General features: G+C 65.3%; 26 protein-coding genes and 1 pseudogene. 8 read left to right on the top strand and 19 right to left on the bottom strand.

From position 1 onward, the window contains the following. Window positions 1-51: 51 nt before the first annotated feature. The 3 genes from IU459_RS32450 to IU459_RS32440 form a co-directional block, all read right to left on the bottom strand. Window positions 52-969: a hypothetical protein gene (locus IU459_RS32450; RefSeq protein WP_195133405.1), complete on the bottom strand. Its 918-nt coding sequence runs from the start codon at window positions 967-969 to the stop codon at window positions 52-54. Between the two features lie 2 nt (window positions 970-971). Then, window positions 972-2,021 carry a 3-oxoacyl-ACP synthase III family protein gene (locus IU459_RS32445; RefSeq protein WP_195133404.1) on the bottom strand — a complete coding sequence of 350 codons (1,050 nt, stop codon included), beginning with the start codon at window positions 2,019-2,021 and terminating at the stop codon, window positions 972-974. An 85-nt stretch (window positions 2,022-2,106) separates the two neighbouring features. Then, complete coding sequence (locus tag IU459_RS32440; RefSeq protein WP_195133403.1) at window positions 2,107-2,943, bottom strand: SDR family oxidoreductase; 837 nt, start codon at window positions 2,941-2,943, stop codon at window positions 2,107-2,109. Window positions 2,944-3,179: 236 nt separating this feature from the next. On the opposite strand from IU459_RS32440, the gene IU459_RS32435 reads away from it, so the two are divergent. Further along, on the top strand, window positions 3,180-4,379 hold the full coding sequence (locus IU459_RS32435; RefSeq protein ID WP_195133402.1) for a lipase family protein: 1,200 nt from the start codon (window positions 3,180-3,182) through the stop codon (window positions 4,377-4,379). Window positions 4,380-4,484: 105 nt separating this feature from the next. Here IU459_RS32435 and IU459_RS32430 read toward each other — a convergent pair whose 3' ends face one another. Beyond that, the gene (locus tag IU459_RS32430) at window positions 4,485-6,188 is read right to left on the bottom strand and encodes a cutinase family protein (protein ID WP_195133401.1); all 1,704 of its coding nucleotides are present in this window, start codon (window positions 6,186-6,188) and stop codon (window positions 4,485-4,487) included. 272 nt (window positions 6,189-6,460) lie between these two features. On the opposite strand from IU459_RS32430, the gene IU459_RS32425 reads away from it, so the two are divergent. Together IU459_RS32425 and IU459_RS32420 are read left to right on the top strand one after the other, a co-directional pair. Beyond that, window positions 6,461-7,816 carry an MFS transporter gene (locus tag IU459_RS32425; RefSeq protein WP_195133400.1) on the top strand — a complete coding sequence of 452 codons (1,356 nt, stop codon included), beginning with the start codon at window positions 6,461-6,463 and terminating at the stop codon, window positions 7,814-7,816. Between the two features lie 118 nt (window positions 7,817-7,934). After that, the gene (locus IU459_RS32420; RefSeq protein WP_228838839.1) at window positions 7,935-8,546 is read left to right on the top strand and encodes a TetR/AcrR family transcriptional regulator; all 612 of its coding nucleotides are present in this window, start codon (window positions 7,935-7,937) and stop codon (window positions 8,544-8,546) included. A gap of 127 nt (window positions 8,547-8,673) precedes the next feature. Here the strand turns inward: IU459_RS32420 and IU459_RS32415 are convergent, their stop codons facing one another. The 11 genes from IU459_RS32415 to IU459_RS32365 form a co-directional block, all read right to left on the bottom strand. Beyond that, on the bottom strand, window positions 8,674-9,675 hold the full coding sequence (locus IU459_RS32415) for an NADP-dependent oxidoreductase (RefSeq protein WP_195133399.1): 1,002 nt from the start codon (window positions 9,673-9,675) through the stop codon (window positions 8,674-8,676). Window positions 9,676-9,698: 23 nt separating this feature from the next. After that, the gene (locus IU459_RS32410; protein ID WP_195133398.1) at window positions 9,699-10,922 is read right to left on the bottom strand and encodes an acyl-CoA dehydrogenase family protein; all 1,224 of its coding nucleotides are present in this window, start codon (window positions 10,920-10,922) and stop codon (window positions 9,699-9,701) included. A 351-nt stretch (window positions 10,923-11,273) separates the two neighbouring features. Beyond that, the gene (locus IU459_RS32405) at window positions 11,274-12,314 is read right to left on the bottom strand and encodes a phosphotransferase family protein (RefSeq protein WP_195133397.1); all 1,041 of its coding nucleotides are present in this window, start codon (window positions 12,312-12,314) and stop codon (window positions 11,274-11,276) included. After that, window positions 12,314-12,766: a MaoC family dehydratase gene (locus IU459_RS32400; RefSeq protein ID WP_195133396.1), complete on the bottom strand. Its 453-nt coding sequence runs from the start codon at window positions 12,764-12,766 to the stop codon at window positions 12,314-12,316. The genes IU459_RS32405 and IU459_RS32400 overlap by 1 nt, the downstream gene beginning before the upstream one ends. 19 nt (window positions 12,767-12,785) lie before the next feature. Then, window positions 12,786-13,547 carry a 3-oxoacyl-ACP reductase FabG gene (gene fabG, locus IU459_RS32395; RefSeq protein ID WP_195133395.1) on the bottom strand — a complete coding sequence of 254 codons (762 nt, stop codon included), beginning with the start codon at window positions 13,545-13,547 and terminating at the stop codon, window positions 12,786-12,788. 40 nt (window positions 13,548-13,587) lie between these two features. Then, complete coding sequence (locus IU459_RS32390; RefSeq protein WP_195133434.1) at window positions 13,588-14,571, bottom strand: NADPH:quinone oxidoreductase family protein; 984 nt, start codon at window positions 14,569-14,571, stop codon at window positions 13,588-13,590. 10 nt (window positions 14,572-14,581) lie between these two features. Further along, complete coding sequence (locus IU459_RS32385; protein WP_195133394.1) at window positions 14,582-15,334, bottom strand: SDR family oxidoreductase; 753 nt, start codon at window positions 15,332-15,334, stop codon at window positions 14,582-14,584. Between the two features lie 290 nt (window positions 15,335-15,624). Beyond that, window positions 15,625-16,305, bottom strand: a complete 681-nt coding sequence (locus IU459_RS32380) for a TetR/AcrR family transcriptional regulator (protein WP_195133433.1) — start codon at window positions 16,303-16,305, stop codon at window positions 15,625-15,627. Between the two features lie 254 nt (window positions 16,306-16,559). Further along, window positions 16,560-17,270 carry a hypothetical protein gene (locus IU459_RS32375; protein WP_195133393.1) on the bottom strand — a complete coding sequence of 237 codons (711 nt, stop codon included), beginning with the start codon at window positions 17,268-17,270 and terminating at the stop codon, window positions 16,560-16,562. A gap of 30 nt (window positions 17,271-17,300) precedes the next feature. Then, complete coding sequence (locus IU459_RS32370) at window positions 17,301-18,242, bottom strand: alpha/beta fold hydrolase (RefSeq protein ID WP_195133392.1); 942 nt, start codon at window positions 18,240-18,242, stop codon at window positions 17,301-17,303. A gap of 33 nt (window positions 18,243-18,275) precedes the next feature. Further along, window positions 18,276-19,160: an SCO6745 family protein gene (locus IU459_RS32365; RefSeq protein WP_195133391.1), complete on the bottom strand. Its 885-nt coding sequence runs from the start codon at window positions 19,158-19,160 to the stop codon at window positions 18,276-18,278. A gap of 448 nt (window positions 19,161-19,608) precedes the next feature. On the opposite strand from IU459_RS32365, the gene IU459_RS32360 reads away from it, so the two are divergent. Beyond that, on the top strand, window positions 19,609-19,851 hold the full coding sequence (locus tag IU459_RS32360) for a hypothetical protein (RefSeq protein WP_195133390.1): 243 nt from the start codon (window positions 19,609-19,611) through the stop codon (window positions 19,849-19,851). Between the two features lie 162 nt (window positions 19,852-20,013). Further along, a complete protein-coding gene (locus IU459_RS32355) occupies window positions 20,014-20,364 on the top strand; it encodes a DUF6766 family protein (protein ID WP_195133389.1) in 351 nt (116 codons plus the stop codon). Between the two features lie 22 nt (window positions 20,365-20,386). Here IU459_RS32355 and IU459_RS32350 read toward each other — a convergent pair whose 3' ends face one another. After that, on the bottom strand, window positions 20,387-20,584 hold the full coding sequence (locus IU459_RS32350; RefSeq protein WP_195133388.1) for a hypothetical protein: 198 nt from the start codon (window positions 20,582-20,584) through the stop codon (window positions 20,387-20,389). A gap of 170 nt (window positions 20,585-20,754) precedes the next feature. Here IU459_RS32350 and IU459_RS32345 point away from each other — a divergent pair, with 170 nt between their 5' ends. Continuing rightward, window positions 20,755-21,828, top strand: a complete 1,074-nt coding sequence (locus IU459_RS32345; RefSeq protein WP_195133387.1) for an NAD-dependent epimerase/dehydratase family protein — start codon at window positions 20,755-20,757, stop codon at window positions 21,826-21,828. A 338-nt stretch (window positions 21,829-22,166) separates the two neighbouring features. On the opposite strand, the gene IU459_RS32340 is transcribed toward IU459_RS32345, so the two are convergent. Both IU459_RS32340 and IU459_RS32335 read right to left on the bottom strand, forming a co-directional pair. After that, the gene (locus tag IU459_RS32340) at window positions 22,167-23,210 is read right to left on the bottom strand and encodes an ATP-binding protein (protein ID WP_195133386.1); all 1,044 of its coding nucleotides are present in this window, start codon (window positions 23,208-23,210) and stop codon (window positions 22,167-22,169) included. A gap of 424 nt (window positions 23,211-23,634) precedes the next feature. Continuing rightward, window positions 23,635-24,531, bottom strand: coding sequence for an NmrA family NAD(P)-binding protein (locus IU459_RS32335; protein ID WP_195133385.1), 897 nt, complete (start codon window positions 24,529-24,531; stop codon window positions 23,635-23,637). 57 nt (window positions 24,532-24,588) lie between these two features. On the opposite strand from IU459_RS32335, the gene IU459_RS32330 reads away from it, so the two are divergent. Continuing rightward, window positions 24,589-24,945 carry a winged helix-turn-helix transcriptional regulator gene (locus IU459_RS32330; protein ID WP_228838837.1) on the top strand — a complete coding sequence of 119 codons (357 nt, stop codon included), beginning with the start codon at window positions 24,589-24,591 and terminating at the stop codon, window positions 24,943-24,945. Window positions 24,946-25,115: 170 nt separating this feature from the next. Here the strand turns inward: IU459_RS32330 and IU459_RS32325 are convergent, their stop codons facing one another. After that, on the bottom strand, window positions 25,116-25,442 hold the full coding sequence (locus IU459_RS32325; RefSeq protein WP_195133383.1) for a hypothetical protein: 327 nt from the start codon (window positions 25,440-25,442) through the stop codon (window positions 25,116-25,118). Window positions 25,443-25,645: 203 nt separating this feature from the next. On the opposite strand from IU459_RS32325, the pseudogene IU459_RS32320 reads away from it, so the two are divergent. Then, window positions 25,646-25,930: pseudogene (locus IU459_RS32320) on the top strand (Fur family transcriptional regulator); the annotation flags it as partial. Window positions 25,931-26,052: the final 122 nt, after the last annotated feature.

Here is a 26,052-nt window from a genome sequence, read left to right as displayed (position 1 = left end):
CGCGCTCCATCCAATCAGTTCGACGAGAGCACGACTATCAGCGTTCGCGTTTCACCTACACGCCAGCCTGGTCGGCGATACCACCTGCGGATGGTAAGCGAGACACGCCGCCGACGTCCCGTCAGCGGCCAGGAAGATCACGGTGCGCGCAGTGTCGAGCAGGCCGGTATTCAGCGCGTTCAGGTAGGCGTGCACCGGGGCGGCGGTGTATGGATCTCCGTTCGAGGAGTCGAAGCCGACGACCGACCGCGACGGGATGGCGAGTGCATCCGCCAAGCGGGAACGGAATCGGAGGGCCTGGGCTGGGGCCAGCAGCACCGCGCTCCCCTCGGCGAAATCGCCGCCATCGATTCCTTCCTCGTCCAGACAGGGTTGTACGACCGTTGCGGCCAGATCCACCGGGTCGTCCGCTCCGGCACGGACAGAGATGACAGAACGCCCGTTGGTCCCGGCCTCGCCCAGCGCCACCCAGGCGATCGGCTCGTCCGAGCTGGTGGTGTGGCAGGTGTGAATCCGGCCGAAACCGCGTGCAGTAGGAGAATTTCCGAGCAGTAGAGCGGCGCCACCGGTGCCGTACGGGAAATCAGCGACGTCCCGCATGGTCGAGGGGTGGGCATCGCCCGCGACGAGCAACGCGTATTCCACCGCGCCGGTGGCGAGGAAGGATTCGGCGGCCACGATGGCGTGCAGCAGGCCGGTGGCGCCCTGCATCAGGTCGAAGGAGAAAGTCGGCGCCCGCCCGGACTCGTAGGCGAGGCCGAGGCCGATCCGCTTCTGAATGAGCGCCGCCACCGCGGGCTCGGAGATGTTGCTGTCCCGGAAAACGCCCGCGTTGATGAGCATTCCGATCTCGTCGAGGCCGACATCGGAGCGCTCCACACAGGTGCGCGCCGCCCGGGCGGCCAGCTCGAAGTAGCTGCCGGTGTCGAGGTCGCAGTTCGTCGCGGCCGAGATGATCGTCGTTGCCATGCTCATGCCTCCAAACGGGAGATGGTCGCGGCGAGATATCCGGAGACGATTCCCGACGCCGCCGGGATCATCAGAATCTTCGACCCGCTGGGGATCTTTTCCTGTCTCAGATGCTCGTGCAGCACCAGGAAATGCGAGGTCGAAGCGGTGTTGCCGAAGTCGTGCAGCACGTTGAGAGCTTGCGGCATCGGCGTGCCGAAATGCCGTTCGGTCAGATCCGAGATGTACTCGATGGCGGGCGCGCTGAATTGGTGATGGATCCAGTAGTCGTATTTCTCGCTCTCCCAGGTGCGTCCGGTATCGGCCAGAAAGTCGGCCATACGGTCGATGGCCTGTTGGTAGCGGGCTTCGTTCTGCATGGCGCGGTTGTCGGTGTACATCGCGATCCCGCTGCCGCGGTCGCTGGGCATGCCGATGCAGTGCTCGGCGCCCTCGGCCGCGGTCATGAGTTCGACGTAGTGGATCTCGTCGCGGTCGTCGCCGCGGTTGTCGAGCACGACCGCGACCGCCCCGTCCCCCACCGTCAACGCCGCGAATTGCGGGTCGTAGGGCTGGCTGATCTCGCGCAGAGCCGTCTCGGCGATCGGCGTGATCTGCTCGCCGCTGACCACCAGGCCGTTGCGCACCACACCGGCCTTGATCATGCGGTCCAGGACCATCACACCGGTGATCATGCCGGCACAGGCGTTCGACACATCGAAATGCTGTGCCGTGTTCGCGCCGATGGCGTTGCCCAGCATCAGCGCGAATGATGGTGCGTAACAGAAGATCTCTTTACCGCAGGTGCGCGTGATGGAGGCCGAGATGACGACGTCCAGCTCGTCGGCCGCGTAGTCGGAGTGCTGAAGACAGTCCTCGATCGCCCGCAACGCCAGTTCGAAGGATGACTCATACCGGTCCGGAGCAGAGTCGTAGACGCGCCGATTCCTGATCCCGGTGATGCGCTCCAGGTCCAACGACCTCGGCACCGCGAGCTCGGCGATCAGATCCTCGGTAGAACGGACAGTCGTCGGTGTGTACGAGCCGATCGACTCGAAACGAGTACGAAGCATGGTCCCCTGCTTTCTGCTTCAGTCGGCGACGAAGGTTGTGTAATGCTCGTCGACAACGGTGTCGTGGACTGTGAGACTGCTGCCGCTACCCGGCCAGCCCGGCCAAGGCCGCGCTGACGTCGCACAGCTGCTGTCCGACCGCGTCATCCTGCGCCAGGCGCGACGGAGTCTTGACGCGGTTCTTCTGGAAGTAGTGGCCGCTGACCGCGGCGACTTCAGGATCGGCGGCCAGGTAGCTGAGTGCCCGGCCGCCCTCGGCGGCCGTGATCATGAACAAGCGCTTGGCGACCGCGACCAAGGGCTGCCCGAACCACGGCATCGAGTCCCAGATTCCGGTCGCCACCGCGCCCGGGTGGAAGGCATTGACCGTCACTCCGGTGCCCGCCAGGCGCCGTGCCAGCGCGCGGGCGTAGAGCACATTCGCCAGCTTGGAGCGGCTGTAGGCCTTCTCTCCCGAATATCCCTGCCGGAAGCCGAGATCCGCGAAATCCATGGTGGCACCGAAATGCATGACCGACGAGGTGAACACAATGCGCGACGGGGCGCTGCGCACCATCAAATCGGTGAGCAGTTCGGTGAGCAGGTAACCCCCGAGATGATTGACCGCGAACGTGGCCTCGATGCCATCCTCGGTTTCGATTCGAGTCTTGTGGTAGCCGCCGGCGTTGTTGGCCAGCACATCCAGCCGGTCATACGCGGCCAGAACCGCTTTCGCCAGCTGCCGGACCGACGACTGCGAGGCGAAATCGCACTCCAGCGTGTCGACGTCCGCTGCCCCCGCGGACCGGACCAGCTTCGCCGTATCGGCGAGCTTCTCCGGATTCCGTCCGACCAAGACAAGCCGGTTCCCGTCCGCGGCCAGTTGCTGAGCGGATTCGAGACCGATACCCGATGTTGCCCCCGTGATCAGGATTGTCTTCATAGGCGACCACCCTGCCATAGAAGTTTCCTCGCGGATTGCTGACACGAGTCGCTTGGACCAGAATTCCCGACCGCACCCGAACTCGAGGTACCGGAACATAATTGGACGGACGCTCAAGTCGGCGAAATGGGCGCGTATAGCCCGGGCCGGTTGCCGACCCACCTTCCCGATCCCATAGTCCGATGAAAGCGCGATGATGGAGTCGAACCGACTGACGAGCATCGGAAGGATCGACTATGGACGGTCCGAGGCGCTGTCTGGTCGCGGTCCTCGTCCTATTGGGTGCCGTCGCCGGATGCGGGAGCCCCGAACATCTGCCGCCGCAGGAGCGGGGCGAGATTGTGTCGACCACTCCCCTGCTCGGTTTGCCAGCCGAACAGACTGCGGCGCTGTTGAACGACGGAGGGATCAATACTCCCGTCCGTAACGGTGTCGACGCGTTTCGCGTCGAGTACCGGACGATCACCCCGCAAGGCGAACCGACCACTGCCAGCGGGTTGGTGGTGCTGCCCCGCAGTGATTCGCGCCGATTGCGGGTGGTCAGCTACGGGCACGGCACGATGGTGCTGAAGACTGACGCACCGTCCATCGATTCCCGCAACCTGCCCGACCGGCTCCGTACGGTGATGTTCGCGGCCGCGGGCTATGCGGCGGTCGCACCGGATTATTTGGGATTGGGCAACGGCCCGGGGCGGCATCCGTACACCCATGCGCCGTCCGAAGTCAGTGCCTCCGCCGACCTGCTACGCGCCACTGCTGCACTGGCCGCGCGGCACCGTCGTGAGTTGGATCCGAACGTGCTGCTGACCGGCTTCTCGCAGGGCGGTCACGCCGCGATGGCGTTGGGCAAGGCGCTCCAGGCGGGCGCGGTCCCGAGCTTCGGGGTCGCCGCAGTGGCCCCGGTCAGCGGTCCATACGACCTGCGTCACGTTCAGGCGCCCGCGGCGCTCGACGGGCGCGTCACCCCGGGTGCCGCGGTCCTGTTCATCGCCTACTGGATCACATCGATGAATCGCATCCACGATCTCTACGACGATCCGGCCGAGGCCTTCCAGCAGCCCTACGCCGACCGGGTCGAGCAGCTCTTCGACGGCACCAAGAACGAGATCACGATCGTGACCTCGTTGGCGATCACCCCGGTGCGACTGCTGACCCCTCGCTTCGTCGAGTGGGCCGCGAATCCCACCGGCGCTGCCGCGAGGGCGCTCGCGGACAGCGATGGCACCTGTGACTGGATTCCGGAGGTGCCTGTCCACCTCTACGCCGCCAGCGGTGACCACGCCGTGCCCTACTCCAACGCCGAGCACTGCCTCCGTGCCCTGCGCAGCGACGACGTCACGCTGCACAACCTCGGCGACGTGGACCACTCCGCCACAGCCAAGATCGCCATTCCAGAGATTCTCCGCTGGTTCCAGCAAGAATTCGCGCCCAGCTGACCGGCACCGCAGGCCCGGGGCGCGACTTCAGGTGAACAGCCGCGGATCGCGAGCGTCCGCCTCGCAGGACGCTCGCGATCTCATCGATCCGGTGCGGCGGCTAACTCACTGCCTAGGGCTGGCGCTCGTGGTGGTCGGAGCCACCGGTTCCGTTGTCGTGGTAGTCGGCCCCGTGGTCGTGGTGGGCGCCGCGACCGAAGAGGAAGCCGGTGATGGCGCCACCGGAGCCGTGACCGTCGTGCTAGGCGTTTGGGACGACGGCACCGATGTCGTCGGGACCGGGCTGGTCGGCGCGCCGCTGACCTCGGCCTTCGTGGGGGCCGCGCTGGTGGTCGGTGACGCGCTCGGGTTCTTGGCCGGTTGGCTCGTCGGCGCCGCCGAGGAGGTCGGTGCCGAGGATGTCGGTGCCGCCGAGGAGGTCGCCGCCGCCTTGTACGCGGCGGCGAGGTCCGCCGGTTCCGGCTTGGCTGTCGTGTCGACGGGCTCTCCCGCCTGCGCCCGCTGCGCCAGGTGGGTCAGCCAGGCAGCCGCGTACTCGGCAGAGGTCAGCGGCTTGCCGTTCGCGGGATCGGAGTCGTGCCAGTAGTCGAAGTGGTGACCGGTGTGGTTCGGGCCCAGCGTGAGCTGATACGGGTCGCTCATGATCACGGGGATCGTGTTCTGGTTCGTGAGGATGAGGCCGATGATCTCGTTCAGCACCTTCTGCGGCAGGTAGGCCAGCGGCGACATCTCGTTGGTCGCGATCGACTCCGCCTTCGCGGGAGTTTTCGGCGGCTCGCCCGGCTTGTACGCCGGGTCCGACACCCTCAGCAGGACCTCGAGAAACGTCTCGTCGCTCTGCATCCAGTTCGGCTGCGACTGGATGTCCGCGAACGCCGCGAGCGCGATGCGGCTGAGGACAACAGCGACGTCCTGCCCGGTCGCCGGGGTGAGACCGTCTTCCTCGAGTGCGTCGACATTCAACTGCCTGCCCACGTTGACCACCAACTGCAGCAGGGAAATGTTCTCCGGCGCCGAGCAGGTCAAATCGCCATCGGAGCAGAACGACGCGATCTTGCCGTTCAGCGCACCGAAGTCACCGCTGGTCCCCGGGAGCGCACCCTGACCGGGTACGGGCTTCGCGCCGTTCTGGTACCGCTGGTCGAAGCCGTCGGGACTGCCGAACGGGTCCTCTGCACCGGGGAACGGCCCGTCCCCCGCCGAGCGCCCCGAGTCGGCGAGGATGACGACACCGACGACATCAGCCGGATCCACGATCCCGTATTCGCCGTCCTGGCCGGGCTCCTGATGTCCGATCTCCATCGCGACGCGGCGGACGACGTCGGCGCCCTCGCTGTACCCGACGATGGAGAACTTGGTGTCGGGACATGCCTGCGCGATCTCCCGCATCACCTGTTCGGTATTCGCGACACCGGTGGTGACGGCGTCTTCGTAGCTGGCCATGTTCGCCGGGTACGCGATGTAGACAGCGGCATATGAGCCAGGATCGACGGCGCCGGCCGGCGCGTTGACCACCGGATCGACCCACTCGCTGCTGTGGTCACCGGACAGCGCGGCGGGCAATGCGTTGCCGTTGGCATCGACAAGCATCTTCGTGGTCCCCGCGACCGGAGTGTCGTTGCGACCGGCCACCGAGATGGTCACCATGTCGTGGCACTCCGTGACGGATGCCTTGAGCTGCGTGTCCTCGGTGTGCGGTGTCGATGTCAGTGCCCATGAGGCGGCGACGACCGCCGTCACCCCCAACACGGCCGGCGCGACAACAGCCGAAGCAATGCGATGTCGCGCGAAGAATTCGCGGAAAGCCACGTCCTATCCCCATTCCATCATCAATCAGCAGACGGACAGGCCCCCCGACGAAGCCATGTGCCACCAAGGACGTCGTGGTTGAGCAGGCGCGCGTTACCAGGGCAAATTGTCGACCTTGACAGCACGAGCGAACAGACCGCTCTGTCTGATGCTCGAAGTTTGCGCAGCCTCGCTGCTCGCGTAGTTGAATTCGAATTCAAGTTCAAGTAACGTGCCGCGCACCGAGCGTGGCCAGCGTCACATCGGCTTCGTCCCCGACATGGAGATTAGGTATGACTCCGAACACGGATTCCGGCACACCGGATCAAAAGAAATTACGGCGCCTCATGGCCGCTGCCCTGGTGGGAAGTTCGATCGAGTGGTACGACTTCTTCATCTACGGAACGGCTGCTGCCCTGGTATTCGGCAAGCTGTTCTTTCCCAATGCGTCACCGCTGGTAGGCACGTTGCTGTCGTTCAGCACATTCTGGGCGGGCTTCATCGCCCGACCGCTGGGCGGCCTGCTGTTCGGGCACATCGGCGACACCTACGGCCGCAAGCCGGCACTGGTCTCCTGCCTGATCCTGGTCGCGGCGGCCACCTGTGCGATCGGCATGCTGCCGACCGCGGGCTCGATCGGGGTGGCCGCGCCGATACTGCTCGTTGCCCTGCGGTTCCTTCAGGGCATCGCCGTTGGTGGCCAGTGGGGCGGGGTCACCCTGCTGCTCACCGAAACCACCAAGCCGAACCGAAGAGGCCAAGCGGGCACCTTCGGCCAGATGGGCGTGCCGTCTGGCCTGCTGCTCGGCACGGGCGCGTTCCTTCTGGTCGGCGCACTCGTCGAGAAGGCCGACTTCCTGGCCTGGGGTTGGCGCATCCCGTTCCTGGCCAGCGCCATCCTGTTCGTGGTGGTCTTGTTCATCCAACTCCGCATCGAGGACTCGCCGGAATTCCGCCAGCTCCAGAAGCGTGCCGACGATGCCTCGAACGCGATCGCGCAAGCGCCGATTCTCGAAGTGGTGAAGAAGCATTCGAAGAAGGTTCTGCTCGGCGCCGGCCTGCTGTTCGGAACGAACGCCGTCTTCTACATCAGCATCGCGGGTGTACTCGATTACGGTGTCCGGGAACTCGGGCTGGGCCGCAACGGCTTGCTGGCGGTCTCCCTGATCTCCTCCGCCGTCAGCGTGCCCGTCATCTATCTGTCCGGTTCGTGGTCCGACCGCGTGGGTCGCCGTCCTTTGATGCTCGCCGGCGCGGCGGTCATGGCACTCTGGGCATTCCCCTTCTTCTGGCTGGTGAACACCGGCTCGCTCGCTGCGATCCTGATCGCGACCACGGTCGGCAGCGGCATCGGCTCGGGACTGGTGTACGGCCCGCTAGCGGCGTACCTCGCTGAACTATTCGAGCCTCGAATCCGCTATTCGGGCATAACGCTGGCCTACCAGCTGGCCGCGATCCTGGTCAGTGGTGGCACGCCATTCCTCATGGCCTCGCTGCTCGCGGCGACGGGATCGACCGCATCGGTCTCCGCCTTCATGATGATCATGGCGCTGTGCACGCTCGGCAGCGCCTGGGTCCTACCGGAAACCGTTTCGCGCGAGCAGCCCGTGACGACCGGCGGGCATGCCTCCGCATCCGTCACATCCTGACCGATCTCGAACGAGCCGGCGATGTCCTGTGACATCGCCGGCTCCCTATGTTGTCGGTGTTCAGGCCAGGTGCGCAGGCGCCGCGGCCACCGAACACCACGCGCACAGGTGAGAGACTATGCGAGTGACCGATGCCGAGGACCGCCCACGCGCGGACGAAACCCGTGCCCGACTACTCGAGGCCGCCGCCATTGCCTTCGCGCAACGAGGCTTCCACGGGTCGACGACGCGCGATATCACTTCTCTCGCCGGTTTGAGCACCGCGGCCATCTACGTGCACCACCGTTCCAAGGAAGAACTGCTCTATCAGATCTCGAAGACCGGTCACCAGGCCACGCTGGATCTCGTGCGTGCCGCCGTCGGCTCGGCCGACGACCCGATCGGTCAATTGCTCGCGGTCATGTACGACTTCGCTGAACACCACGCCAAGGCCCATGTCGTCGCCCGCGTCGTGAACTACGAGATCGCCGCCCTCGACGCGCCGCATCAGCAGGAGATCAAAGATCTGCGCCGCGATATCCACGGCGAGCTCCGCACCCTGATAGCACGTGGTACCGAGACCGGCGTCTTCGATACGGCCGATCCGCATATGGCCGCTACCGCGCTTTTGTCACTCGGCATCGATATCGCTCGCTGGTATCACGAGGACGGCTCCTGGTCTCCCGAGGACATCGCGAACTTCTATGCGGACCTCGCCCTGCGCATCGTCGGCGCACGTCGACGGAGTTAGTCGACTTCCCCTCGAGGGCGGGTCCTGCCAAAAAACATCGCGGCGCAGAAAACGGACTTTGCCGTCATTCTGCACCGCGATGTCGTCAGTACGAGCTCGCCCACGGTCGGCCCGCGGGCGGCCCTTGTCACAGAGCGAGTACGAGCTTTCCCGTGTTCGCTCCCGTGAACAGCATGTCGAGCGTCTCGGCGAACCGCGGGATCCCGCCCTCGACGATGTGTTCCATGCTCTTGATGCGGCCGCCGGCCAGCCACTCGGACATCTGGCTGATCGCCTCACCGTATCGATCGGCATAGTCGAACACCACGAACCCCGTCATTGATGCCCGGAAGACCAGCAGGGACATGTACCGGGAAGGCCCCGGCGGCAGCTTGTCCGCGTTGTACGCCGATATCGCACCGCAGATCACCACCCGGGCGCCGCGCCGGAGATTGGCGAGCGCGGCATCGAGGATGTCCCCGCCGACATTGTCGAAGTACACATCGATCCCGTCGGGGGCGACTTCGCGCAGCCGTCGCAGGACGTCCTCGTTGCGGTAGTCGATCGCCGCGTCGAACCCGAGCTCTTCGGTCAGCACACGGCATTTCTCCTCGCCGCCCGCGATGCCGATGACCGTCGCACCCTTGGCCTTGGCGATCTGGCCCGCGACGCTGCCGACCGCACCGGCCGCCGCGGACACCACGACAGTGTCCCCGGCGCGCAGCTTGCCGACCTCGAGCAGCCCGAAATACGCGGTCATCCCAGGCATTCCGAGGGTGCTGAGCCAGGTCGGCCCCGCTGCGACGCCGAGGTCGACCCGCTGCACATTCCGGCCGTCGCTGATCGCGTACTCGGTCACTCCGAACGTGCCGCTCACGGTGTCCCCGACCGCGAAGTCCGGATGCGTGGACTCGACAACGGTCGCGATGTCCAGTGATCGCATGACCTCTCCGATGCCCACCGGCGGCACATACGAACGCACATCGTTCAACCAGCCACGCATGGCCGGGTCGAGCGAGATGTAGTCGATCTTCACCAGAATCTGTCCGGCCGTGATGGCGGGAAGCTCTTCGGTCGTCAGACTCCAGGTATCCGCGTCGATTTTCCCGGAGGGCCTTTTGGCAAGCCGCACCTGTTGGGTCTTGGTCACGTGTTTCCTCTCGTTGCCAGTGGTTACGCGCTCCGGCCCCAAGAGGGGTCCCGGCGTCGCAATTCCATCTGCGCGATCGTGCGCTTGTGCACCTCGTCGGGGCCGTCGGCCAGACGCAAAGTCCGTTGGTGGGCATACATACTCGCCAACGGGAAATCGTCGGAAACGCCACCGCCGCCGTGCACCTGTATCGCCCGGTCGATCACCTTCAGGGCGACCTGTGGCGCCGCCACCTTGATCGCGGCAATCTCGATGCGCGCGTTGCGGTTTCCCACGGTGTCCATCAGGTATGCCGCCTTCAGGGTGAGCAGGCGGGCCATTTCGATCTCGATGCGCGACTCGGCGATCCAGTCCTGGATATTGGCGCGGTTGGCCACCGGCTCACCGAAAGTCGTGCGCGCCTGCGCGCGATCGATCATCAGATCCAGCGCGCGTTCGGCCATTCCGATCGACCGCATGCAGTGGTGGATCCGGCCGGGTCCCAGCCGTGCCTGGCTGATCATGAACCCGTCACCCTCGCCGGCCAGCAGTGCCGTTCGCGGCACCCGGACGTTCTCGAACAGGACCTCGGCGTGCCCTTCCCGGTCCTGGTAGCCGAATACCGGAAGGTTACGCAGGACGGTGACCCCGGGCGTATCGATCGGGACGACCATCATGCTCTGCTGGCGATGCGGTGGCGCCGCGGGATCGGTTTTGCCCATCACGATGAGCACCTTGCAGTTCTTGTGCAGAGCGTTGGAAGTCCACCATTTCCTGCCGTTGAGGACGTACTCGTCCCCGTCTCGCTCCATCCGCAACTGGATATTGGTGGCGTCGGAACTGGCGACTTCCGGCTCGGTCATCCCGAACGCCGACGCGATCGTGCCGTCCAGCAGCGGCTGAAGCCACGTCTCCTTGTGCTCGGCAGTGCCGAAAAGGGTGAGCACTTCCATGTTGCCGGTATCCGGGGCATTGCAGTTGGTCGCTTCGGGAGCAAGGTGCGCGCTGCGGCCCATGATTTCGGCCAGCGGCGCGTATTCCAGGTTGGTCAGGCCGGGCCCCCACTCCGGGTGTGGGTGAAACAGATTCCACAGACCGCGCTTCCTCGCCTCGGTCTTGAGCTCCTCCAGGATCGGCGGGTGGAAATGCGGATCACCGGATTCCTGCATCTGCGCTTCGTAGACCGGCTCCGCGGGGTAGACGTGCTCGTCCATGAAGGCGAGCAGGTCCTCCTGGTATTTGCGGCCTGTATCGGAAAGCTCGAACATCGGGCTCCTTCGCTCAATGATGGTTCCGCACTGCTGCGGCGGTGGCATCGCGGATGACCTATGCGCTGTCCGGTTCCGGTATCGCTCCAGCGACGCGAGGCATCATTGCGATGGCTCCTCGCCGCGGGACTCGCCGGACAGGCTGATCACGGCTGCCTCGATGAGGTCGGGGTACCCGTACAGCACGTCGTCGGACAGGCGACGTCGATCATCCGAGCCCGCTCCTCTTGGTCTAGCCGGTATGGATCCAACTCGAACCATAATTGAAACTGGCGTCAACTTCAATTCTGGGAAGATAGGAGTTCATTGAACCGATCAGGTGCCCATCATCGCGGACCGCGTCGTCGATCCTCAGCGATAGTCCTCCGTCAGATACCCGATTCCGGCCTGCAGGAGCGGTTCGACGGCATCTCCCAGGTGCTCGAAGCCAGGACCCACGGTCTTGCCGTGGATATGGCGGTAATGGATGCCCTCACTGATCACGGCGAGCTTGAACGCGGCCAGTCCGAGGTAGAACCCGATCCGGCTCAAGTCGCGGTGGCTTCGCTGCGCGTACCGCTCCAGCAACTCGGATTCACCAAGGAATCCCGGTGCCGACGCGACATTGGTGACCACAGGAATGCCCAGCTCGCCGGAACGCAAGTAGACCATGAGCAACGCGACATCGGTGAGCGGATCACCGATGGTCGCCATCTCCCAGTCGATGACCGCGGCCACTCGGTCGCCCGAGTCGACGAGAACGTTGTCGAGCCGGTAATCGCCGTGCACGACCCCGGTGGGCGATTGCTCCGGTTGGTCCCGGGCAAGCAGATCGTGCAGTTTCGCCGCCGAGGGAAGGTCTCGGCTTCGCGACGCGTCCAACTGATTCTGCCAACGCCGGACCTGCCTTTCGAGGAACCCCTCTGGGCGGCCGAAATCGCCGAGTCCGACGGCGGCGGGGTCGACCGCGTGGAGATCGGCGAGCGTGTCGATCATTCCGGTCGCGATCACACGGGTCCGGTCCACGCCCAGGGCCGCCAGTTCGTCCGACGAGCGGTACGGGGTGCCGACGACGCGTTCCATGACGTAGAACGGCGCACCGATGACCTCGGCGTCCGAGCACAGGGCATATGTGATGGGGACCGGAACATCGGTGTCGGCCAGAGCGCTCATGACGCGGTATTCCCGCCCCATGTCGTGCGCGGTCGCCAGCACATGGCCGAGCGGCGGACGCCGCACGATCCAGTTCGATGTCCCGTCGGTGACCTCATAAGTCAGATTCGACTTACCGCCGGCGATCAATCGTCCGTGCAGCGGGCCCGCGACCAGGCCTGGGGAGGCGTCGGCGAGCCATGCTGCCAGACGGTGCAGGTCGAGACCGGGTAAGTCCGAAGAGTCCTGCTCGGCGGGCATCAGGGCACCAACACCGCGACGGAATCGGCCACGCAGGCAGGCTTGTTCGAGCCTTCGATCTCGATCGTCACTCGAGAAACCGCCCGCCAGCCCGAAGCACCCGCGGTCAAGGAGAGCAACTCCACTCCTGCCCGGATCCGGGATCCGACCGGGACCGGTGCGGGGAAACGCACTTTGTCGGTGCCGTAGTTGACGCCCATGGACAGTCCCTGCACGGTGTAGACCTGCTGGGTCAGCATCGGCACCAGCGACAGCGTGAGGAACCCGTGCGCGACGGTCTTGCCGAACGGTCCCGCGGCGGCCTTCTCCGGGTCCACGTGGATCCACTGGTGATCGCCTGTCGCTTCGGCGAACTGGTCGATCTGCTCTTGCGTGACGGTGTGCCAGCCGCTGAATCCGAGGTGGGTACCGACCGCGGCCTCCAGCTCGGTCAGGCCCTGGAATACTCGCATTGCTCCTGTTCCTTCCGTATCAGTTCCGCGGGCCGCCGGCCACGTAGATCACCTGGCCGGACACGAATCCAGCACCTTCGCTGGCCAAGAAAGAGACGGCGTGCGCGATGTCGTCAGGCGTGCCGGTCCGGGCAACCGGAGTCTGAGCCGCGACTGCTTTGGTGAACTCCTCGAAGGGGATGCCCATACGCTCCGCGGTCGCAACGGTCATCTCCGTTTCGATGAAGCCCGGGGCGATGGCGTTCGCGGTGACCCCGTACTTGCCCAGCTCGATCGCGAGGGTCTTGGTGAATCCCTGCAATCCGGCCTTGGCCGCGGCGTAGTTCGCCTGACCGCGGTTGCCCAGCGCCGATGTGCTGGAGAGGTTGACGATCCGCCCCCACTTCTGGTCGATCATGTGCGCTTGCGCGGCGCGGGCCAGCAGGAACGAACCGCGCAGATGCACGTTCATGACCGCGTCCCAGTCCTCGACGCTCATCTTGAACAGCAGATTGTCGCGGGTGATCCCGGCGTTGTTGACCAGCACGGTCGGCGGGCCGAGTTCGGCGGCGACCCGCTCGACCGCCTGGGTCACCGCGGCTTCGTCGGCAACATCGACTCCGACCGCCAGCGCGCGGCCACCCGCCGATTCGATCTGCTCGACGACTGTCTTGCAGGCGGTTTCGTCGAGGTCGAGCACGGCTACGGCCATGCCGTCGCGCGCGAGGCGGCGGGCCACGGCGGCTCCGATGCCTCGTGCCGCGCCGGTGACGATGGCGATCCGCTGGGTCTCATTGTTCATCTTGTGCTCCTCGGGGAGGGTATTTCAGGTAGAGGCAGGCTTACGGGGCGTAGACGACGCGGCCGACGGTCTTGCCGTCGGCGAGTCGCTGTACTCCGTCGGCGATCTGGTCCAGTGGCAGTCGTTCGCTCACCAAGGGCCGGATCAGCCCCTCGGCGGCGCGGGTGGTCAGTGCGCGATGACATTCGGACACCGAAGCCGGGTCGTAGGTGTTGTACAGCCCCCAGTGCAGGCCGACGATCGAGTAGTTCTTCACCAGCGCGTGGTTCAGCGCGGCGGTTTGGATGTCGCCACCGGCGAATCCGACAACCACGATCCGGCCTTCGAACGCGATGCATTTCGTGGAGCGCTGATAGACATCACCGCCGACCGGGTCGTATATCACGTCGGCCCCGCGGCCGTTCGTCAGCTCCTTCACGACCTGGACGAAATCGTCCCGGTGCCGGTCGATGACCACGTCGGCACCCAATTCTTCGGCATATGAGGCTTTCTCGGCTCCGCCGACGACACCGATCACGCGGGCACCTGCGGCCTTGCCCAGTTGGACGGCCGCGCTGCCGACGCCACCGGCGGCAGCATGCACCAGCAGTGTCTCTCCGGCCTTCAGTCCCGCGCGCCGATGCAAACCGAACCACCCGGTCTGATAACCGATGAACAGCGAAGCCGCCTCCGCATCGTCCAACGACCGCGGCGCCGGGAAGGTCTGGGCCGCATCCATGATCGCGAATTCCGCGAAACCACCATGCGGGAGCACCGCACCCCCGAGTACACGCTCACCGACGGCGATCTCGGCAACCTCGGCGCCGACCGCCACCACTTCGCCACACAATTCGACACCGGGCGTGAACGGCAACGGTGGCTTCACCTGGTAGAGACCGCGGCACATCAACACATCGGGAAAGTTCGCCGCCGCACCAGCGACCCGCACGACAACTTGTCGCGGGCCGGGCTCCGGGCGCTCGACCTCTTCCAGCCGCAGCACCGCACTCGGCTCGCCCAGCTCATGTACCCGCCATGCCTTCATCGACGTCATGTCACACCCCGCCGGTCAGGGTGATGCCACCGTCGACGACCAGCAGCTGGCCGGTCAGCCAGCTCGCGTCCTCGGACAGCAGAAACGCGACCACACTGCCGATGTCCTCGGGCACGCCGAGCCGCTTCAGCGGATAGGCCGCGGCGATCTCGTCCTCCCTGCCTTCGTAGAGAGCGGTGGCGAACTTCGTCTTCACCACCGCCGGAGCCACGGCATTGACCCGCAGGTTCGGGCCGAGTTCGACCGCGAGTTCCTGGGTGATGTGCGTGAGCATCGCCTTGCTCGAACCGTAGAAGCCGATACCCGGCGCGGGCTTGAGACCGGCGACCGACGACACGTTCACGACCGCGCCACCGTAGTCCTTCATCCACGCCCGGTAGGCCTGCTGCACCCACGACAGCGCGGCCAGGCAGTTGACCTCCACGATCTTGCGAGCGGCGTCGAGGTCCAGCTCGATCATCGGGCCGAAAGCCGGGTTGATGCCGGTGTTGTTGACCAGGAGGTCGGCGCCACCGAAGGTATCGATCGCACGCGCGACGGTCTCGGCCTGATGGGCGACGTCGTCCGCGCGGCCGGCCACCGCCAGCGCCCGCCCCGGGCCGCCCAGCGCTTCGACCGCTGCGTCCAGAGCCTCCTGCTTGCGGGCGGTGATCACGACATTCGCGCCCTCATCGACCAGCCGCCGCGCGATGCCGAGACCTATGCCCCGGCTGGCGCCGGTCACGATCGCGGTCTTGCCTTCGAACCTCTTCATCGGTGAATCCTTTCGAGCGCCGTGGCCATGCCCTGGCTGCCACCTCCGCGCAACTTACTGAGCGCTTATTTAGCTCTCGACACCATGCTGGATCGCCCGCGTAGTGGTCAAGACCACCACCGATTCGGTTCGTATGACGTGAGTCACATCGCGGTGGACGACGGCGCGGCAGTCATCGCGACAGCCCGCCGCTGTCTATGCGAGATGCAGGTAGGTCGTGGTAGCAGCGGCCGCTCGGTATGCCGCCTCCGGCGAGTCCGGCACGTACAGTGCGGTCCCCACCCGCAGGCTCAGCTGGCGGCCTCGTCGAGTTTCAGCGCATTCGCCCATAGCCGCGTGGCTGTTCGAACGAGCTCGTCGAGCGACGCTTCCTCTTCCAGGGCGAACGCGTAGTACGCCATCCGGCCGACCATGCCCGACAGCGCGCGTGACGCGGTATGCGGATCGAGTTCGCGGTCGGCGAGGCCGCGTTCCTGCAGATCCCTGATGGAGCGAGCGTTACGGTCGGCGAACGCGCGTCCGCGGCGGCGGCGCATTTCGCGAAACTTCGGATCGATCGCGGCCACCTGATCAAGGATCAGCATCAACTTCGCGTTTCGCTTGTACGCCTCGAAGTAGGCGCGGTTGCTCGCCTCGATCACCGCCACCGGCGACGCCTCGTCGGCATCCAGACGCGGCATTCCCGGATGCAGCATGTCGTCCTGGGATGCTTCGAGCACCGCCTGGAGGATTTCTTCCTTGCTCGAGAAATACGTATAGAAGCTACCCGTGGAGCATTTCGCCTCGGTTGTGATATCCGACAGCCGCGCGTCGAGGTAGCCGTCGCGTTCGAACACCACTCGGGCGGCCGCCACCAGCGCCGCCCGGGTTCGAAGACCGCGGGCAGTGAGCGGAGGTTCCCGGAGGACGGAGGTATCGACAAGCGAGGGAATCTCGCCCAATGCCGCTTCGTTCTCGACCGTCCTAGCCATGCATACCCTCCCTGTCTGCCCCGGATGCTCGCAGTGATCGTCGCACACGCGTCGTCGATCTGCATTCACGCTCCGAGACGGTGGCGACCACTGGGCCGAGACCACTCCCGGCATGCTCGAGCATGGGGTCGCAACCATATCGACGTTAGTCGAATCTGACCCCAGCTTCAAATTTCGGGATCGCCCTGCCCGGCCGATTGGAACCGACCGGGCAGGACAATCGCCTCACCGAATCGACGACGTGCGACTCGGCATCACTTCGCCGGAGCCGGAGCCGGAGCCGGCATCGGCTGGTTGATCGTCGTGAAGTACTGGACAGCCGCCATGATCGCGACCGGAGCCGTGATGAGCAGCTGGCCCGCGATCGCCCCGAGCGGACCGACAGCCATGATTCCACCCAGGCATCCGATGGCGGCTGCCGGAATCAAGGCTCCGAACAAGCCGATAATCGCCGCGGAAGCGACGGTTGCCCCAGCGATGCCACCCAGCACGCAGCCGACCGCCGCGCCGCCGATGCCACCAACGGCGGTACCGATCGTCGCACCCATCAGGATCGTCGAGGACAAGCGCGCCCAAGCGGCTTGTTCCCGGTCGTACTGGGTCCTCCAGGGAGCCTGGTCTTCGTAGGGCAGCGCCACCGGCTTGTAGGCCGCGTGCTCGAGATCGAACTGCGGCGTCAAGGTAGCAGTGCGGCCCTGGAGGTCGGCGGCGATCGGGAAGACGAAATCATCCACCCGGAAAGACAATTCCGTACCGGCCAGGACCATGCCGCCAGGCGCCTTGATCTTCAATGCCCCATCTTCGACGGCGAGCGATCCGGCCTCGAGATCGATCACTGTGGATTTCTCGCCGACCGATAGCTTGTATCCCACCGCACCGGCCTGGTCCGGTGCGGCCGATGCCGTCCCGGCTGTCACGCCGAGCGCGGAGACGAGCAGCGTCGCTGCTGCAATCGTTTTCCTCATCTCTTTCCTTCTTCTTGGTGCCCTCGAACCTCACGTTCGAGAAATTTCGGATACGCGACCGAGGAACTTCACGAGCGCGTCGTTGACCACCTCTGGTCGCTCCTGCTGAATCCAATGGCCTGCGCCCGCCACCACGATGTGTCCCCACAGGTCTGTGAGCAGCGATTCCAAGGCGTCAGCCGGCATGAACTGGCGTACCGGATCGTCGGAGCCGGTCAGAAAGAGTGCCGGCTGGGTGATGACGTGGCCGTCGAACGGGGCCGCAAGGGCCCAATTCCGGTCGATGTTGCGGTAGTAATTGAGTCCTCCGCTGAAGCCTGTTCGCTCGAACGCGTCGATGAACACCTGTAGTTCGTCCTCCGGCAACCACGGGCGGCTCGGTAGCTCTCCGCTCGGCCGCTGCGCCATGGACTCCGGCGAGAGCGCTTCGTCATTCAGGAGAGTCCATCGCACGTCCTGCGCAAGGACGGAGTCGGCGACACCTGGCTTCTGAAACCAGGACATATAAAACGAATCTCCCAGCCGAGAACGGAGAATGCTCAACGGTGGTACCGGTGCGCGCGATGCCGGCGGAACGCTGAGTCCAGCTACGGCCCGCACTCGGTCCGGATGCACCAGCGCCATTTGCCAGACCACCGCGGCACCCCAGTCGTGTCCGACGAATACCGCATCGTCTATGTCGAGGGCGTTCAACAATCCCACCAGATCGCCGCAGATGGTCAGCACGTCGTATGCCTCGATCGCGGAGGGTCGCGAGCTACCTCCGTAACCGCGCATATCCGGGGCGACAACGCGGTACCCCGCCTCTGCGAGCGCGAAAACCTGGTGGCGCCATGAGAATGCGAGTTCGGGAAATCCGTGGCAGAGGACTACCGCCGGTCCCTTCCCGTGTTCGACAATTTGTAGTTCGATCCCGTTGGTCGCGATATGACGAGATCCGAGGGCTTCCCACGCTGCGATATCGACTTTCATCCGCATTTCCTTTGCCACGTCTCGGCACATCGGTCACTGGGCACGCGTGTGCCGTGCGACCAGCTCGGCCGGGAAACCCAGATCAGCTTGCACAACCGCCTTCGTCAGGGGCAGACCCAGCTCGCGCAGACGCGAACATCCCTCCTCGCCGAGTTCTTCGTACGGGTACACGGCGAGCTCGTCGGTCCGGAGTTCGATCGATTGCCTGCGCCGGCTCCCCTCCGCGCTGAGGGCGAGGCCGGGGCCATCGAGAAGCCATCCGCGAGAACGCAACCGCTCGACTCCCGCAGCCCACTCCTGTTCACTCCAGTACCGGGTCACGCGGAGGACTTCCGGGCTGATGATCCCGGTCGCGCTGTGTGTGATCAGCGCCTCGAGGCCGTCGAGACCTTCGGTGAAGAGCAGCGCGACGTGGCCGTCTCCGCGGAACTCGCGCAGCAAGGTCTGCGCGTGCCACAGGACCATGTGTGGAGTGCTCGGCCACGGCAGTTGCGCGTGTCCGGCGAAGAGCGGACGTCCTTGCGGCCGCTCGCATGCGCGTTCCGCGGCACGGCGCGCAAGGTCGGCAGCCTCGCGAACCGCTCCGCTGTCGACGTCCTCGCCCCATGCTCGGCGCAGCGACCGGTCGGCGGCCTCGTACCTCGCTGCGAGAACATCAGCAGGGCTCGCGATTTGCCAGGCCGCGGGCAGCGCCGCATGGACAGCCACAGGATTGAAATTGAAGAACGTCGCGATCGTGACTTCCGCGGGGACCGGTCCCATCGGCGCCGAACGCGGTGCGAAGTATGTCATGCCACGCTGTTTCAAGCCGATTTCGGCATAGCACTCTTGCCCGTACGGGCTGAAGTAGATCATCCCGTGAATCGGTTCGAGAGCACGGAAGGTGTGCCGAGCCGTCTCCGGCGAAACTTTGGGCATGGTCGCTCCTTCGAATTCCACTGCGGCGGAGAAATCACGCACCTCGGCCACTCCCCCGGCGGTCGGGCACGCGATGACCGGGGCGAGCGCGATACCCCGAACATCTCGCCGTCACGATGCATAGGCCGATCTGTGACGCCATGCGGCTCCTCGAGTCGTGATGTCATGGTTCGGATTCGGGCTCCGACCGAGGTCGGGGCCGCGATTGAAACTGAACTCAACCTCAAATTGTGATCTACGTCAAGTCCTTGAAACCGGACTCGATTTCACCTACGGTTCGCGGCCGCCGCCACGATGGCGACCGGCCGCAAGGTCACCTGCGGGTGAGCAGGGCGACCGTGCAGCAATCCCGCGCTGCGCATGTCCCCAGGGCCGGCGACGGTTTGGTCGCCGTCAGCCGGGGTAGGCGATCGAGCGGATATGCAAGCCGACGAGGTGAGGAGTGGATATGGCCGAGCAGAGAGAAACCGGGACCATCACCGGGACTCGCGACAAGGACTACAACCTGATCTGGTTCGTCGAGGCGTCCCTGGAGAACGCGTTGCGTCTGGACACGTTCATCCAGGATGCGGAACGCGACGGAGACAGCGAGCTCGTGGAGTTCTTCCGCAAAGCGCAGGCCGATAGCCGAAAAGGTGGGCGCCTAGGCAAGGAACTGCTGGCCGCGCGCCTCGCGAAGTCGGGCATCTGATCAGTCGCTGCCCACGGCGGGTGGTTCGGTCCTGCGATGCCATCCGCTCGGGCAGCGGTGTCCGGACGTGGCGGTGGATGCGCGGTTCCGCACCGAATAAGTCACCCGCCGCAACGACCGATACAGCGGCATGTGGCGACTCCCCCTGGGTATCGCTGGCGTATGTCTCATTTGCGACGCTGGGGAGCGGTCTACCTGCTGGTTCTGCTCTTCGCGGGTTCATGGATCGGACAGTTCGTCAGCCAATTCAACGACTATCACCGCCTTCAGCAGGTCCATGGGCAGCCCTTCGAGTGGCCGGGATTCTGGGCGCACTTTTTCGCCAGCACATTCGAGAACTGGCAGAGCGAATGGCTGCAACTCGTCTTCCAAGCGATCCTGCTGCTCGGCGCGAAACACCTTCTCTTCCGGGCGGACGCGGCGGACATCGAGCGGATCGAGCGGAAGATCGACCAGTTGTCCGCCGCCACTTTCGGCGATCCCGGCTCGCGGCTCGACTCGGCTGAGTCCTGACCACCGCTCGACCTCGCGGGCGTCATTCCGGCTCGACGGTCTCCGGCGGACGTTCCGTTCGTTGTACTCGTTCGTTGATGAGCGTGTCGTCATCGGCCGGCGGCTCCGGCTCGCGCCATTCCTCCGCCCGGCTGGACCGGTTGCCGCGCAAAGTGCCCTCCAACTCGCGGGCCAGTTCGTCGTCACGTTGCGGACCGTGTTTGCTGCTTCCGCGTTCCATAGCTCCTCCTGGCTCGGTAACTCCCTATTCGGAGGCGTACCCCGATTGCCATCGGTGACGCAGCGATACCGGCAGCTGACGATGAGCCACCGACCGAATGGCTCGGGTGTCGTTGCCGAGACCTGGGGTAAGTCGCTTACAGATCCCGCCGCCGAGTGAAGGAGCGGACAATGCGAGTTGTCGTCGTCGGTGCCACCGGGAACGTCGGAACCAGCGTTCTGGAGGCTTTGTCGGACGAAGCGGGGGTCGGCTCGATCGTGGGGATCGCGCGGCGCGTGCCGGGTAAAATTCGCGACGGCGTCGAATGGGTGCGCGCGGATGTGCGCACCGACGACCTGGAATCCCACTTCCACGGCGCCGACGTGGTGGTTCACCTGGCATGGCTGTTCCAGCCCACACATCAGCCCATGGTCACCTGGCGTGCGAATGTCGGCGGCACGGAACGCGTGCTGCGAGCGGTAGCGGCGGCGCAGGTGCCCGCCTTGGTGTACGCCTCGTCGGTCGGTGCCTACTCCCCTTGCCGCGATGACGAGCCGGTGCCGGAGAGCTGGCCCACCGACGGGTGGCCTCCTGCGGCTTATATGCGTGAGAAAGCCTATGTCGAGCGTTTGCTGGATCGATTCGAGGCCGAGTACCCGGATCGCCGAACAGTTCGGATGCGACCAGCGTTCATTTTCCGACGGGAAACTGCCAGTCAGCAGCGCCGACTGTTTGCTGGTCCATTGCTGCCGAATCCTCTTGTTCGGCCCGGACTCACTCCGATCTTGCCGATTCCGCGCGGCCTGCGGTTCCAGGCGGCGCACAGCCACGATATCGGCCGCGCCTATGCGCGCGCAGTCACGACCGACGCCCATGGTCCGTTCAATCTGGCCGCGGAACCGGTGCTCGACCGATCGCGCTTGGCCGAGCTGTTCGACGCCCGCGCGGTGTCGGTGCCGCCTCCGTTGATGCGCGGAATGCTCGCTGTGGGATGGCACGCGCGGTTGCTGCCTGCGGCGCCGGCGTTGTTCGACGCGGTAATGCGTCTACCGATCTTGGACACCGGACGGGCCCGGGCCGAGCTGGGGTGGACGCCGCGCTACACCGCGGTCGAAGCGTTGCAAGAGTTGCTCGCCGGTTTGCGCGCGGGGGCAGGAGAAGACACCCCACCGCTGGCCGCCGATGCCGGCGGACCATGGCGATGGCGCGAGTTCACCTCCGGCGTCGGCGGCCGAGATCCGGTCGACCAGCGCCATGGAAAATGATGTGGCCGGCTACGGCACGCCGATCCTGACGCACGCGGCGAATTCCCCGTCGCTATCGCGGAATTGCGGCCGCGATCGACAAAATTCGATCTGCAGCCCGTCGAATTCGACTCTTATTGTTCAAGTTGCGTTCACGCGAGGTACAACCGCGGCGTACAGACTCCTGGCTTTCCTGTTTCCGGACAAAATGGAGTAATTGTGGAAATCCTCACCGTTCTCGCCGACCTCTTGACAGCCGTGCTCCAAGCCGGAAGCGGCAGCGCGAGCTGACCGAGCGGGGCCGGGGACGCCACATACCCGGCCCCATAGTGCTGACACGTCCCGGACACTGTTCGGTGTCAACCGGCTCGGGCTCCACTCGTCTGGGTATCGTCCTCCTCGCCGCGCATCGCGTAGACACGTTCGAGGAAGTCGCGGTGCGCCCGTAATGTCGAGTCCAGCAATTCCCGCCAGGTGTGGCGATCGATGCGAGTGTCGCTGTCCAGCGACGACAACGAGGCAGGGCGCACGATGCTCTCGACATGGGCGTGATCTTCCAGTGCGGCCCGGTCCTTGTGCGCGACGAGGATACGTGCGGCGTCGATCACCGGCTGCTTGGAGTAGGCGACCCATCCCGCGACCGGAAGGAACTGGTGCCCGACGTCGACCGGTCGGTTCCGCACGTCGATCCTGGTTTCCTCCATCACGTCGATCGGAAGATCGCTCAGGATGAAACTCTCCGCCGAATCCGCGACAGCGCTGTTGCGGACCTCTACGCGCCCGTCCGGACGCTCGATCCCGAACCTGGCCGCCAACTGCCGGTTCAGTTCAGGACCGGAATTCACCCGCTTGCGGAAGAAATCCCGCAGGATCACTGTGGTGCCGCGATGCGGAGCGAAAGTTCCGTCCCGTGCACCGACCGCCGGATAGTAGTCGCGTTCGGTGTCCGACAGCATATCGTGCAGATCCATCACGATATGCGACACCGGCCAACCGTGCGATGTCCGGTCCGCGGCGCCGCCGCCCGCCGTAATCACCTCGATTGTCCGGCAGATGCCGAAGGCGGCCAGCTTTCCGATGCCCTTGCGGCCCATCACAGGGCGCTTCTGCTCGCGTGACAAATCCGAGCCCATCCGCATCCGGCGGTCGGAACCGACCATCAGATAATGCTCGTTCACCTCCGCTGCGGTCATACCGTGGCCGTTGTCGGTGACCGCGATCTCGTACTGCGGTTCCTCCGCGGCACGAACCGTGCCCGCCAACGTCACACCCCACGGAAGCGACACCTCCACCAGCGTGGCATCGGCGTCGTAGGAATTGGCGATCAATTCTGCGAGCACCGCCGAAACCCGGTCGTAGAGTTTTATTCCGAGCTTGTCGATGGCCAACCGGCTGATCCGCATCCGATACTTATGATCGTCCGGGTCGTGCCCCCGATCACCAACCTCGTTGCGCTTGTCCATGGTCGGGCCCCAATCACCCCTCCGGCAGCCGCATTTCAGCTACCCCATAACCCGATCAAACTCCGCGACGTTGACAAAGGCCTGAACAGTCGAGGGCCAGGCTATAACGGCATGGTCCCGAACTCGACACGCCGAGAGCGGATGGCAACACGCCGGTCTCGATGCGCAGGTGGATCGAGTTGCGGCCGAACGCGATCGGATCGACCCGCGGTATCTTGCGTGCCTTCCCCAATTCGGCCTCGCCATTGCGTACGATGGCCGTGCCCGGTGAACGTGGCGGCGTTCGCTCGGCAACGGGGAAGTGGCCCGCCCGCCGCGGCGGCGGGCGGGCCACACAATTCTCGGACCAGCCCTTATTCCCGGGTCAAGGACGAAGAACGGGCCTTGCGGCGTAAGCGGGCCAGGTCTGGCGCGCCGCCCAGTCCCGCAGCGTGGTCGCGCCGGTCGTCACCACCGAGGGGTCGGGTTGCGGAGGCGGAGGCGTTCCCGGGGGCGGTGGTGTGTATGCCGCGGCGACACCCTCGGCGACCTCGGCCCCTAGATGCGGGGCCAGCATCTCCTGATAGGCGGCGGGAGTTATGGCGTTCCACCGCACGGGGTGACCCAGGACCGCGGCGAGCTCGGTGGCGATCTGGTCTCCGGTCAGGGCCTGCGGACCCGCCACGATCTGGAATGGCGCAGGAGCTGTCGAGGTGACCAGGGCGGCGACGGCGGTCCCCAGGTCGTCCAGCGCGACCCACGGGACGGGCAGGTCGCGCGGAAGCGGGTAGGCGACCTCGCCGGCACGTACCAGTGGAGCGGACCAGGGGGCGGCGAGGTTGTCCATGTAGGTGCGGGCGGGCCCGACGACGGTCGCTACCTCGACGCTGTGGCGCAGTTCGGCCGACACCAGTACGCGGGCATCCACGAAGGGCACCCCCACGGGCGCGGTCGGCAGCATCGTGCCCGTATTGAAGACCGCCCGCCGCACCCCCGCGTCCCGGAGCCCGGCCAGCACCGCTTCGGCCTGCCGGATAGCCGGTTCGGCGGCGAAAACCAGTGGCAACTGGACGATTACGGCGTCGGTGCCGGAATACGCCGCGGCGAGCGATCCGGGTTCGAGTAGGTCCGCCTGAACCGGCTCGGCATCCGGGTGCAGCCGGGAGCCGGAGACGCGGCGGACGATGCCCCGCACGCGGTGTCCCGCGCTCAGGAGGCCACGGACGATAGCGGCTCCTTGTTCGCCAGTCGCGCCATGAACGATCACGGTTTGTTTCTTCATGCCAGCGACATTAGTTTTCACAGTGAACCAATACCCAGAAAGTTATATAGTGTCAGGATGGAAACTATTGGGGATGTGCAGGTCGAACGGCTGCTCGATTGCGCACCGCGCGGGTGCGGCGTCGAGCGCACGCTGAAGGTCCTCGACGGGAAGTGGACGACGCTGATCGTCCGGGAGTTGCTCTCCGGCCCGAAACGCTTCGGCGACCTGCGTACCGCCCTGGGCTCCCCCAGCGCCAAGACCCTCACCGATCGCCTGCGTGCACTGGAACACCAGCGGATCCTTACCCGGACCGTGTACGCCGAGGTGCCGCCCCGCGTCGTCTACCAGCTCACCGAGGAGGGCGAGAGCCTCAGCGACGTCTTGTACGCGATGCTCAAATGGGGTGAGGAGCATCCCCTTATCGACGATTGACCTGATTGTCCGTCAGGTCTGGAGCGCAAAATGAGCGACCGCGTGATCGTGGCGTGCTCCATGTCGGCGCAACGCGGTGCAGGTCTGTGGTCACACTTGGTCCAGAGCGGAAGGCCCTGCGGTACAAGGAATTCCAGGTCGACCGCGCGGCGTGCGGCAGGGAATGCGACCTAGGCCCAGAGCTTCTTCAGGACCGTTCGCGAGAAGGTCTGCTGCGGTGCCACGGTGATCAGGTCGCACACCTCCACCAGTTCCTCGGGTACCGCCCCGTCGAAGTGGTGCAGCCCTGGTGAAATGACCGCATCCACCGCGCAGGTTCGGACGACGTCGATCAATCGGCCCACCGGCTCGTCGGTGGCGGCGCCGAAGGTCACGGTTTTGGACAACTCGTAGCCCAGCCGCTTCGCCAAGCTCTGTAGCTGCGCCTCATCCCAGGTCTGGGACACGCCGGACACATCCTTGCGGAGATATCCCAGCGCGGGTGGTTTCGCCCTCACCCTTACTCCCTTGCCACGGTCGTTGCTGAATCGGTTCAAGCGCCTGCATGCCCACAGCTCTCGCGATGACGTCTGCATCGAGTTGATCAGGCTGCGCGGAGTTCTGACATCATATGTTGTCAACAGCAGGCGATGTCAACATTTGCAAGATTGCATTTGTGCAGAGACTTGATCGATTCCAGAAAAGGCGGCACACTACGACTGTGCCCACGACTTCGGACTTCGAGCGCATGCTGCGCGGGGCGGCCCTGCGAGTGACGGCACCACGGTTGGCGGTGCTGACCGCGGTGCACGACCATCCGCACTCCGACACGGACTCGATCCTCGCTCAGGTGCGCGAGACTCTCGGTGCCGTGTCCCACCAGGCCGTGTACGACGTGCTGCGCGCGCTGACCGCCGCCGGACTGGTCCGGCGCATCCAGCCGATGGGCTCCGTGGCGCGCTACGAGACGCGCGTCGGAGACAACCACCACCACGCCGTGTGCCAATGCCGTTGCTTGACAAGGCAAGTGGTTCGTCGCGGTCGTGGTGACACATGTTGGTGATGTGATCTTGTATCGGGCATGCATCCTTGGACCGGGTTGTCGGATCGCGTGGAGTTGGGGGCGGT

It is taken from the genome of Nocardia amamiensis, from assembly GCF_015477605.1.
GTDB classification, from domain to species: domain Bacteria; phylum Actinomycetota; class Actinomycetes; order Mycobacteriales; family Mycobacteriaceae; genus Nocardia; species Nocardia amamiensis_A.
The sequence above is the reverse complement of the archived record's forward strand: the minus strand, read 5'-3'. Positions and strand labels throughout refer to the sequence as shown.